Source organism: Prosthecobacter sp., from assembly GCF_044226605.1.
In the GTDB taxonomy this organism is placed as follows: Bacteria; Verrucomicrobiota; Verrucomicrobiia; order Verrucomicrobiales; family Verrucomicrobiaceae; genus Prosthecobacter.
This window is the reverse complement of record NZ_JBGAGS010000024.1, coordinates 105,356-116,873: the sequence shown is the minus strand read 5'-3', so window position 1 is coordinate 116,873 and position 11,518 is coordinate 105,356. Positions and strand designations below refer to the sequence as shown.

Here is an 11,518-nt window from a genome sequence, read left to right as displayed (position 1 = left end):
CGGGTGGTGGCGATGGTGAGCCAGGTGCCGGGTTCTTCGACCACTTCGACTTTGAAATGGTACATGATGGCGTTCTGGGGCTTCATGACGACCTCTTCATCGCTGAGGGCGGTGAGGGAGGAGGGGCACCAGTTGACCATGCGCTTGCCACGGTAGATGAGGCCTTTCTTGTAGAGATCGACGAACACGCGCATGACGCAGGCGTTGTAGTCGTCGTCAAAGGTGAAGCGTTCGCGGGACCAGTCGCAGGAGGCGCCGAGTTTTTTGAGCTGCTCGATGATGATGCCGCCGTGCTTTTCCTTCCACTCCCAGATTTTGGCGACGAGGGCTTCGCGACCGAGGTCGTTGCGGTGCTTGATGACGCCCTGCTTTTTGAGGGTTTTCTCAACGACGTTTTGCGTGGCGATGCCGGCGTGATCGGTGCCGGGGAGCCAGAGGACTTCCTTCCCAAGCATGCGGGCGCGACGGGCGAGGATGTCCTGGATGGTGTTGTTCAGGACGTGGCCGAGGGTGAGGATGCCCGTGACGTTGGGCGGGGGGATGACGATGGAGTAGGCCGGGCGGGTCTCGCTCACACGAGCGGGGTCGGCTTCAAAGCATTTGTCATCCAGCCAGCGCTGATACCAGCGGGCTTCGACTTCCGCAGGCGTGTAGGTCTTGTCGAGTTCGGGCATAAAGGGCGGCCAAGATGGGGGAAAGCGGCCGCTTTGCAAACGCCGAGGCGTCTCAGAATCGAAGAACAGGGGCGGGCATCATGGCAGAAGCCGGGTCACTACTGTCGTGAAAACATCACGCTGGGCGCGGCGGCTGGAGGACAAGCCTCCCTGCCTGCGCTGGGCATGCGGGGTTTTTTGGCCAAACGTATCCTGCGCGGTCAGCGCATGGGCATGGAGAGCGGGCCGGTGGGCGGCATTTCTGGGCGGGGATCGCGGAGGTTGTCGGGCACGGTATGGGTGCGGCGGGCCTCGTCCTCCATTTCACGCTCGGTTTTGGGCGGAGACTTTTCCGTGATGGCGCTACAGGCGGGCAGCAAAGCCGCTGCGAGGAGGAGGATCTGGGCGGTGAGTGCTGATTTCATGGGAGTGAACTTGGATGGTTTGGTGATGAGAGAGTGAGATCACTTTGGCATGCGGGCGTTCAAATCGTCCACGTACTTGCGGTCTTCTGCGCTGAGGCGCTCGAGGGGTACTTCGACGGGTTTTTGATTGACCAGGAGGCGGATTTTGCCGTCGCGGATGAGGGTGGGCTTTTCGGGCATTTTGGGGGGCGGGGCCTTGGCAACGGCGTCGCGGGCTGCGGCCGGGTTCGCCGCATCGATTTCGATGACGGCATCCTCGAAAATGATGATGGTTCCGAGGAGGGATTTGCCATCCGTGCTTTTCCACTGGCGTGGATCACCAACTGTGAAGTGGGAGGTGAGCCGGGCTTTGGTGGAGGGCGGGGGCTGGGAGGTGTTGTTGATGCTGACGCCAGCATTTCCGCCGCTGCCATTGATGGTGCGAGTGTCGAACTTCTTGCCGGTGGCTGGCAGGATGACCTGCGCACAGAGCGGCGTCGCCATCGCCAGGAGGATGAGCAAGGCTTTCATGCTGAGAGGCTAGCATGGCCCGGAGGTGGGGCGCAATGGGGATTATGGGGCGGGTGGAGAGCCCTACGGAGGACCGGATTTAACAACGCAAGAGTTTAGAAGGCCGCAGAGATGAGGTCTTCAAAGCGATCCTTTTGAGCTTTCCAAGCTACGGTGGACTGGCTCAAAACGAAGCTCATGCACCCAAGGCGGTGTAGTCGATGGCCTTGAGGCGGGGCTGTTTGGGGCCCATGCGGGGGACGCAGTCGAGGAGGGCCTTGGTGTAGGGGTGCTGGGGATTGCGGAGTATTTCATCGACGGGACCCGTTTCGACAATTTCGCCGCGGAACATGACGGCGACGCGATCGACGACGCTGCGGATGATGCCGAGATTGTGGGTGATGAGGATGATGCTCATGTCGAGATCGCGGCGGAGCTGGGCGAGCAGGTCCATGATCTGCTTCTGGATGGTGACATCGAGCGCGGTGGTGGGCTCGTCGGCAATGAGGAGCTTGGGCTGGGTGCAGAGGGCCATGGCGATCATGACGCGCTGCTGCATGCCGCCGCTGAGTTCGTGAGGGTAGGCGCGAAGGCGTTTGCGGGAGTCAACGATGCCGACCTTGTCGAGCCACTTGACGATTTCTTCATCGCGACCGGATTTGGGGACATCCGGGCGATGGAGAGCGAGGGCTTCGCCGATCTGGGTGCGGATGGTGAGGACGGGATTGAGAGAGGTGGTGGGCTCCTGGAAGATGTAGGCGATGTCCTTGCCGCGGATGGCGCGCAATTCGCGCTCGTTCATTTCGAGGATTTCGTGGCCGTCCAGGGTCATCTGGCGGGCGGTGATGGTGGCGGGAGGCTCGGGGAGGAGGCGGGCGAAGGAGAGGGCGGTGGCGCTCTTGCCGCTGCCGCTTTCTCCGACGAGGGCGATGGATTCGCCGCGCTTGAGCTCGAGGCTGATGCCTTTGACGGCTTTGACAGGCGAGGCGTCATGACGGCTGAACTCGATCTGCAGATCGCGGATGCAGAGCAGCGGGGCGTCTTGGGGGGAGGAGGCTTCAGCGGACATGAGGCTCAGGAGAGAGTCGAGGGTGTACGATGCGACTGACTTGGATCAAACACAAGGCGGCAAGAGCAATGCCGCCACCGGACTGGAGGAGGGCGGCAGGATCCGCGAGTGTCTGAGACGCCTCCTGAACGGAGGCGATGGCGAGGGGGCGGTAAAGTCCGGCAAGCGGTGCGGCGAGTTTTTCCACCAGACGGGGCTGCAAGGCACAGGCAGCTGCGACGCCCAGAAGGGTCTGTGCGGCAACGCAGCAGACCCAGGCGCCAACCATGCGGAGCAGCACGGGAGTGATGTGCTGGCGCCAGATTTCCTCCCTGGAGGCACCAAATGAACGGGCGGCGTCCAAGGGAAGCCGGGCCTGCACACTGCGCCATGCGTGAAACCAGGCGGCACTGCTGGAAAGGAGCGCTGCCAGCCCGAGTGCAGGGAGCCAAAGCAGAGGCGACCCTGAGAGAAGGGGCAGCAAACCGAGGGACCAGAACAGCCAGGGCTGCCACGCCAGCGCGGGCACAGCACCGGAGGCGGGCTTGAGATGACCTGGCAGCAGGCAAGCGCAGGCGCACAGGAGGGACATCATGCCCGCGCCGCTGGCGAAGCCGAGCGCGAGGGCTTTTGCGTCTGCTGCATGCATGCTCTGGGCCATCCAGCCGCCCCAGCCCAAGAAATGCAGTGCGTCCTCAATGATGATGAGATAGACCGGCGCGACGAGGCAGAGCGACTGCAGGCGAACGCGAAGAAGCGGCAGCAACTGACGAAGATGGTGATGCCAAAGGCGAGAAGAGGCGGGAACTCCGCGCGAGCGCAGGGAGAATTCGAGATCGCGAGTGGCAGTTCCATCCACAATGACGGCGTGAACCATCTCACCGCACAGGGGCAGCGCCAGAATGAGGGCCGGAGCAAAATGCAGCCACAGCGCCTGCGCAAACCAAACGCGCCCGGAGGCCTGGGTGTCAGGGAAAGGCGCGGGCATGAGCGATTCGACGGGCCAGCCGAGGGAGCCGATCCAGCCGCTGACGAAGGCCCAGGCGACGACCACGACGGGAAGGCAGGCCAGAGCACGCCCGAGGAAGGCGAGAGATCTCTCCGCATGCGCGCCCCACTGGCGGGCATGAAGACCGACGATGAGGCCGACGCAAAGAGCCAGCAGCAAGCCGATGACGAGAACGATCAGGCTGGAGCCGCAGAGGCTCCAGAGGGAGGGGGTGGCGGAGGCCGCTGAATGATGCGGGAAAAGAAGCGCCAGTGCCGCGGCAGCGATGCCGCCAGCCAGCAGGTGCAGCGGAAGCCAGCGCGGGGATGGTGAGAAAGGCTGCTGGGAAATCATTCCGGCAGGCGAAATTGAGGTTTGATGATGGGAGCCGAGGGCGCTGCCGGCCGCTGGCCGGCCTTCTCTTCATCACGGGGACGCATCTGGAGCTTGATGGCAGGTGAAGCGGGCGTGCGCTTCGGAGGTCTGGTGAGTGTCTGCAAGGTCCAGTCTGAAACCGGGCCGGTGGTGGAACCGGGCTCACGCAAGGTCGGCATGGCGGCGGCCTCATCATGCGTGGTGAAGAGGGCAAGCATGGGGTGCATGGGCAGGAGCCTCTCCTCCAGCTCGCGCACCCGTTTTGGCACTTGATCGGGATCGAACTCCGCGGCGAGAGCGTCGAGCTTGAGATCGATCTGGGGATCGGCGATGCCGCAGAAGTTGCTGCCACCCGGCTTTGCGAGGGATGAGTGCCACCAGGGACGCTGATCCCAGGAAACTTCGAAACGCTGATCGAGCAGCACGGCATCAAAACGATGCTCGTGGAGGCGCTGGGAGAGAGTCTGAGCGTCGGGGGCGAATTCGATGCGCACCCTGGCGCCGAGCCTGCGCCACTGCGCCACGAGGAGATCCGCGGCGCGGGTGTGCAGGTCATCTCCGCCGGGCACGAGGAGGGTGAACTGGAGCGACTGCTGAGCACTGCGGGCGATGCCCTCGACATCGCGCGGCCAGCCGGCATCCGCGAGGACCTGGCGGGCCTGCTCGAGCTGAAACGGCCGGCTTTTCGCCTGGGTGCTGAACCACAAACCGGGCGCAAAGAGGCTGGCGTCCGCATGGCCGAGATGGCCGGGCAAGGAGCGAATGAGTTCGTCGGCATCCGTGGCCAGTGCGAGAGCCTCGCGGCAGAAGGGGTGCTGCAGCACTTCATGACGAGTGTTCCAGAGGACGACGAGGCGCTGCCGGGGCGGGGTGAGGCGCAGCTGCTCCTGGCGGGTGCGATCCGCGGCAGGCCAGACGAGATCCACCGTGCGGGTGCGAACGCCGATCTGCGTCATCAATGGCGAGGCGAGGAAATTGAACAGGAAACGCGGCAGATTTTTTTCCTGCTGCATGGGTGCCAGCACCACGGATCGGGAGTCCCGAACGGCGATGCGATGGGTGCCGGCCCCGGGCGGCGCATGGGCGACGAAATCCGAGTCCTGGGGAGCCGGGTGCTGGCGCAACCACGCGGCGGGCAGGATGGGAAGATTCACCAGCACGCAAAGCGCGGTGCCCTGGCGCCGGCGGAAGGAAACGTGGAGGCGGGAGCCATTCTCCTGCGCCTCGATGGTCTGGATATTGCCGAGCGCCTCGCGGTTTGGCAGAGGCCATTCATTACCACGGAGGAAGTCGATTGTGGCCCGGGCGTCCTCGGCGGTGACGGGGGTGCCGTCATGCCAGTGCTGGCCGGGGCGGATGTCGAGATCGAGCACGGGCTCGCTCAGAGCGCCGACTTCGGCGAGCGGATTGATGGCAGCGGGCTCGCCCATGCCGGAGTCCAGGAAACGATGCAGGTCCTCGAGCAGACGCTGAGACTCCCCAGCAACGACGATTTCGCAGGCATTGGCGCCATCAAACCAGACACGCTGAACATGCCGTGCCTGGGGCGACTCGGCCATGAAACGGTCCCAGGACTTGCGCAGGGGCGAAGCGCGCTCAATGCGCCAGAAGACGACTGGCTTGAGATCCTGGGTGGCAATGATTTCAAAAGCCTGCCGGACGCCTGCGGAATTGGGTTCGGAAAAGCTCAGCAGGAGGCGGTTTTCCAGCACACGGACGGAACTGAGGCGCCACTCGGCCCAGCGGTTTTTTTCATCGATCTGAGCCTGGAGAAGCTCCTGGGCTTTTTTGGCGGCAGCCACATCCGCAAACCAGCAGGTGACGTCCTGCGTCCAGCGCCAGTACTCGGCGAGGCCGGGCTGGAGCGTGCCGTCGGAGGCGAGCCGAATCAGAGGCTCATGAACGAGCTCTGCAATCTCCCTCTCGACCTCATTGGCGGGAAGGAAGGGATGCAGCACGGGCACCTCCTGCGGCAGCATGACGACCACACCTGCGGTGCGGTCCGCATGGCTGCGGCGGGACTCCTGCACCGACCACCAAGACACCGCAGCGAAGAGCAGCGGGAAGCCAATAATGAGGATGCGGGGCAAAATCATGCGCAGGGCAATGCTAGAGCGTGCGCCGCGTGGCGGCAAGACATCCCTAGATGCCACTCATGATGCCGTCGTCCGTGACCTGGATGCGCTCGGCTGCGGGGACCTTGGGCAGGGCGGGCATGCGCATCATGGTGCCGGTGAGGGCGACGAGGAAGCCGGCGCCGTTGGCGATCTCGAAGTCGCGCACGGTGATGGTGAAGCCGCGCGGGCGGCCGCGTTTCTTGGCATCGTCGGAGAGAGAGTCCTGCGTCTTGGCCATGCAGAGCGGGAGTTTGTCAAAACCGCTGCGGGCAAAGAGTGCGAGCCGGCTTTTCGCCTCCTCAGTAAGCACCACGCCATCGGCCCCGTAGATTTTGGTGGCGATGGCGGTGAGCTTGGCTTCGACGCTGTCTTCGGGCTGATAGAGGAAGGGGAGCGGCTGGGACTCCGCAGGAATGGCGGCGAGGACTTTTTCGGCGAGTTCGACCGCACCATCTCCGCCTTCGCCAAAGACATTGGCGGTGGCGCTGGGGACACCACGGGAACGACAGAACTCGTGCACGAGTGCAAGCTCGTCCGGGTGGTCGTTGGTGAACTGATTGATGGCGACGATGACGGGGCGCTGGAACTGCGCGGCGCTGTCCAGATGAGCGGCGAGGTTTTCCAGACCGCGGCTGAGAGCGGCGGTGTCCGTCTGCGTGAGCTGATCAAGCGCAACGCCGCCATGCATCTTGAGAGCGCGCACGGTGGCCACGATGACGATGGCCGAGGGAGCGAGGCCGCTCTGGCGGCACTTGATGTGCATGAATTTTTCACCGCCGAGGTCAAAGGCGAAGCCGGCCTCGGTGACGGCATAGTCGGCATGGGCGAGGGCCATGCGGGTGGCCAGCACGGAGTTGCAACCGTGGGCGATGTTGGCAAAGGGGCCGCCGTGCAGGAAGGCGGGCACGCCTTCGAGGCTCTGCACCAGATTGGGCGGCAGGGCCTCGCGCAGGAGGGCCAGCAGAGCGCCGGTGACGCGGAATTCTTTGGCGTAGACGGGCTCTCCTTCCGCGGTGAAACCGACAACGATGCGCTCCAGGCGACGGCGCAGATCAGGCAGCGATTCGGCGAGGCACATGATGGCCATGATTTCAGAAGCTGCGGTGATGTCGAAGCCGGTGGCGCGCTCGGTGGGCTTGCCGACGGAGGTGCGGACACTGCGCAAGGCGCGGTCATTCATGTCCATGACGCGCTTCCACAGCACGCGATCCGGAGAGAGGCGCGCATCGCCGAGAAAGAGATGATTGTCGATGACGGCGGAGAGGAGATTGTGCGCACAGGTGATGGCGTGGAAGTCTCCGGTGAAGTGAAGATTGATGGACTGCGCGGGGCGGACGGAGCTTTTGCCACCGCCAGTGGCGCCGCCTTTGCGACCAAAAACAGGACCCATGGAAGGCTGGCGCAGCGCGAGAGCCACTTTCTGCCCGATCTTTTTCAACCCCTGGGCGAGACCGATGGAGACCGTCGTTTTCCCCTCCCCCGCAGGAGTGGGAGTGATGGCGGAGACGAGGATCAATTTCCCGTGCTGCGGCTTTTCATGCATGGCCTTGAGGCTGACCTTGGCCATGTGGCGTCCGTGCAGAATGAGGTGCTCGGGATCGATACCGAGGTCAGCGGCGATAGGGGAGATGTCCGGGTGCATGCGGGATGGAAGCGCGCAGGATGGCAAGGCCTGCGGTGAAGCAAATGGAATTTACAGGGACAATACCTACCAGCTACTCCTCAAAGATTGCGATGTGGATGGCGCCGTCGGCTTTGATCCAGGCGTGAAACATGCCGGGGGTGTTGAACGGGGTGGCGATGTTTCCGGCGGCATCGAGGGCGATGAGGCCGCCTTTGCCTTCGTGTTTGGGAAGGACTTCGTGGATGATGCGGCGGGAGGCGGTGGCGACATCGCTTCGGGCGTACTTCATGTGCGCCGCGACATCGTAGGCGACGACGGAGCGGATGAAGGATTCGCCGTGACCGGTGCAGGAGACGGCGCAGACGCCGTCCTCGGCGTAAGTGCCAGCGCCGATGATGGGAGAGTCGCCGATGCGGCCCAGACGCTTGTTCATGGTACCACCGGTGGAGGTGCCTGCGGCGAGGTGGCCGCTCTTGTCCAGCGCCACGGCGCCCACGGTGCCCATGCGCAGGGTGAGATCAGAAAGAGGTGTGGCGGAGGCCTGGGCTTTTTTGGCTTTGCGAAGGCGCTCCTGCTGCTCCGGGGTGATGAAGTATTCGGCCGGTTCGAACTGGAGCTGGTGCTCCCTGGCGAACGCTTCAGCCCCCTGCCCCGCCAGCAAAACATGTGGAGTGCGCTCCATGATGAGGCGGGCGAGGAGGATGGGATTGCGCACACTGGTCACGCCAGCGGCGGCACCTGCGGCATGCTTCTGGCCGTCCATGATGGAGGCGTCCATCTCCACGGTGCCGGCGGAGGTGAGGGCGGAACCGCGACCGGCATTGAAGAGCGGCGAGTCTTCCAGAAGGATGATGGCCGCCTGGACGGCATCGAGACTGGTACCGCCGTCATGCAGGATTTTGTGGCCGCTTTGCAGCGCTTCTTCGAGGACCTTGCGGCAGGCGGCTTCTTTCTCAGGAGACAAGTCCGCGCGGGTGACGCCCGCGCCGCCGTGGATAACGAGGGTGACGGGCGCCTCGGCGGCGTGCAACCAAACGGCGGAGAGCAGGAAGAGAAGAATTTTCATGGTGTGTTATTTCTTGTCCGGGACGAGGCGCTCGCGCAGCGCACGGGCGACGGCGGCGGCGCGGCTGTGAACGTTGAGCTTGGTGAACAGATTGCGGGTGTGCGTGCCGGTGGTGTGGATGCTGACGCCCATGCGATCGGCAATTTCCTTGGCGGTGAGACCTTCCACCATGTGGGCGAGCAGCACGCTCTCGCGCGGGGAAAGGGCGACGGGCGAAGCAACGGGCTGCGTGAGCCTGGCGAGCATTTTGATGACGCTGCGGGCCACCTTGGGAGACATGGGAGAGCCGCCTTCACAGGCTTCAATGATGGCCTCCGCGACTTCATCGGCATCGGCGGTTTTCAAGAGATAGCCGCATGCGCCAGCGCTGACGGCCTGACTTATCTTGGCCTCGTCCTCAAACACAGTGAGGATGATGATGTGGCAGCCTGGCGCGAGGCGGTGCACATCTTTGAGAATATCCAAACCACTGCGGCCGGGCAGGCCGACATCGAGCAGCATGACCTGGGGAAGTTCATCGCGCGCGACGCTGCGCAGGGCGGAGAGCATGGTCTCGGCATCGGCAAAGTCGCAGGCCGGGGCCATGCCACGCTCCGCGCTGCAAAGGCGCTGCAATGAACGACGGAAGACCGCGTGGTCTTCGATGATCCAGACACGAATGAGAGAGGTGCTCATGGTTCAGCGGGCAGGCCAGCGGTGGGTGCGCGGCACATCGAGAGAGATGCGCGTGCCGCCACCGGGTGACGAGTTGATTTGAAGTGTGGCATTCATGGCGCGTGCGCGCTCGCACAAATTGTTCAGACCGTGGCCACCGCCGCTGCGCCGGGCCATGTCGAAGCCGGTGCCGTCGTCGCTGATTTCGATGCGCAGTCCGCCGGCGGATTCGCTGAGATGAAAGCGCACGTTTTTCGCGTGGGCATGGCGGGCGATGTTGTGAAGGGCTTCTTTGCAGAGGAGATAGAGTTCGCGGCGTGTCTCGAGATCGGGCTCACGGGTGGTGGACAATGAGCAGTCCAGCGTGTGGCCGCGCAGGAGGCGCTCGGCGAGATCGTGCAGAACGTCGAGCCAGTCATGGCCTTCCCTGCTGCGCTGCGGGATCATGAGGCGCACCATGTCGCGCATGGAGTCGGCGCTTTCCGCGGCAACGCGCTCGATATCGCCAAGGTCACCGCGGAGGGTTTCGAGCGTCATGCCGGACTGGCGGGCGAAGGAGCAGATGAGGCGGATGCTGCCGAGATTGGACCCGATCTCATCGTGCAGATCGCGCGCGAGTTTTTCCTGCAGGCGCCGGGCATCGCGCAAGCGATGGCGGTGCTGCCGCCAGACGATGATGCAGGCCAGCAGGCTGATGCAGAGGACACTGCCGGCGCTGCCGTAAACGAGGGTGCGCTGCGCACGTGCGATCCACAGACTGCGAGTGGCGAGAAGGCCCGCGCGCTCCTGCTCCAGACTGCGGCGCTGGTCGAGCTGAGAAAGCCATGCAGGCAGAGAGATGAGGCGGCCGCCTTCGGTGAGGCCGTCGGTCAAGGCGGCAGGACTCCAGGCAGCGCCCTCGGCGCCAGCGAGCATGTCGCTGGCCTGAGCGGAGGCTTTGAGGGCGATGTTTTCGCCACCGGAAAAGGCCTGCACCTCGGCAAGGGCGAAGACGAAGTCTTCATTGCGCTCCCAGAGCTGCGTGGCGGTGACGCGCAGGTAGCGTGCGGGTGTGCGGCTGGCATTGAAGCGCACGAGATTCATGCCATAGACGGGCGGGCGGCGCGGGAGGATTTCGTGGAGCAGGGAGGCATCGCTGAAATCAGCCTGAGTGGCAGCCTCGATTTTGCAGCGCATGGGGAAGCCATACTCAAACCACAGCGGGGCCTCGCGCCGCCGGACGGGGACGAGGCAGACTTCATCCAGCGGAACGGTTTCCGGAAAGGTGAGCGTGACTGATTTGACCTCATCGGCATGCTTTGCGACAGCACTGTGAAATCCGAGACGGCCCGTGCCGGGAGAAACAGGCAGACCGAGAGGAGTGATCATGTCCACGAGATTGACGCGAGACCATGAGCCGGGGTACTCGTGCGTGCTGCTGCTGGAGACGGCGGCTCCCGCGGCGACATTGCGATCTCCCGAAAGCACCATCAGCTCTGCAAGAGCGAGCACGTGGGAGCCATCGCGCTGCCAGGAGTCGGTGGCGGTGAAGCGCACGCGCCGGACGGGCTGCGGGGGGAATTTTGCGAGCACGGGATAACCGCCGGTATTGGGGTAGTCCTGCGAGGTGGCATCCATCACCGGATGAACAGCGCCGCGGTCATCAAAGGTTTCGATTTTGAAACGAGTGGGAAAGCCGTAGCCGGAGATCATGCCGCTGGGGCCTTTGGCCAAAGGAGGCACGAGCACGATGGTGTCCGCCTGCTCGGTGTGCGGAAGCGAGACCTCCACCCAGAGCTCCTCTTCATCCATGGTGTAAGCGGTCTTGAACCCGGCGGTGCCGCCGCTGTTGATCTGATTGAATTCAGGCAGGGTGCGCAGGGTTTCATCAATGGATGTGATGCGCTCGTCGGTGCGGCGGAGATCCGCATGGATCCAAAAGGCCAGGCGCTCGGCCCACTGCGCATCGCCGCTCTGGGCGAGCAGGGCGATGGCAAAAAATGGAGGGGCGAACTTCATCGTCGGCGCGGAGTGTAGTCAGGAACCACGCGGCGTCGTTTCACTAATTTTAGTGAAAGGACAAGCGGCAAGGGCTGGCCC

10 protein-coding genes are annotated in these 11,518 nt (G+C 63.8%); all 10 read right to left on the bottom strand.

The window, feature by feature from the left end:
- A partial coding sequence (locus ACILSO_RS26750) for a class I tRNA ligase family protein (protein WP_395740548.1) occupies positions 1–674 on the bottom strand: 674 nt, incomplete at its 3' end.
- A gap of 200 nt (positions 675–874) precedes the next feature.
- Positions 875–1,078 (bottom strand): hypothetical protein, encoded by a 204-nt coding sequence (locus tag ACILSO_RS26745; RefSeq protein WP_395740547.1) that lies wholly within the window; start codon positions 1,076–1,078, stop codon positions 875–877.
- 39 nt (positions 1,079–1,117) lie between these two features.
- Positions 1,118–1,588, bottom strand: a complete 471-nt coding sequence (locus ACILSO_RS26740) for a hypothetical protein (RefSeq protein ID WP_395740546.1) — start codon at positions 1,586–1,588, stop codon at positions 1,118–1,120.
- 175 nt (positions 1,589–1,763) lie between these two features.
- Positions 1,764–2,636: an ABC transporter ATP-binding protein gene (locus tag ACILSO_RS26735; RefSeq protein WP_395740545.1), complete on the bottom strand. Its 873-nt coding sequence runs from the start codon at positions 2,634–2,636 to the stop codon at positions 1,764–1,766.
- Positions 2,626–3,957 carry a hypothetical protein gene (locus ACILSO_RS26730; RefSeq protein WP_395740544.1) on the bottom strand — a complete coding sequence of 444 codons (1,332 nt, stop codon included), beginning with the start codon at positions 3,955–3,957 and terminating at the stop codon, positions 2,626–2,628. Before ACILSO_RS26730 ends, ACILSO_RS26735 begins: the two co-directional genes overlap by 11 nt.
- Positions 3,954–6,074: an ABC transporter substrate-binding protein gene (locus tag ACILSO_RS26725; protein WP_395740543.1), complete on the bottom strand. Its 2,121-nt coding sequence runs from the start codon at positions 6,072–6,074 to the stop codon at positions 3,954–3,956. Before ACILSO_RS26725 ends, ACILSO_RS26730 begins: the two co-directional genes overlap by 4 nt.
- Positions 6,075–6,120: 46 nt before the next feature.
- Positions 6,121–7,737, bottom strand: coding sequence for a formate--tetrahydrofolate ligase (locus tag ACILSO_RS26720; protein ID WP_395740542.1), 1,617 nt, complete (start codon positions 7,735–7,737; stop codon positions 6,121–6,123).
- Between the two features lie 73 nt (positions 7,738–7,810).
- Positions 7,811–8,785, bottom strand: coding sequence for an isoaspartyl peptidase/L-asparaginase family protein (locus ACILSO_RS26715; protein WP_395740541.1), 975 nt, complete (start codon positions 8,783–8,785; stop codon positions 7,811–7,813).
- A gap of 6 nt (positions 8,786–8,791) precedes the next feature.
- Positions 8,792–9,460, bottom strand: a complete 669-nt coding sequence (locus tag ACILSO_RS26710) for a response regulator (RefSeq protein WP_395740540.1) — start codon at positions 9,458–9,460, stop codon at positions 8,792–8,794.
- Between the two features lie 3 nt (positions 9,461–9,463).
- A complete protein-coding gene (locus ACILSO_RS26705) occupies positions 9,464–11,437 on the bottom strand; it encodes a sensor histidine kinase (protein WP_395740539.1) in 1,974 nt (657 codons plus the stop codon).
- Positions 11,438–11,518 lie beyond the last annotated feature (81 nt).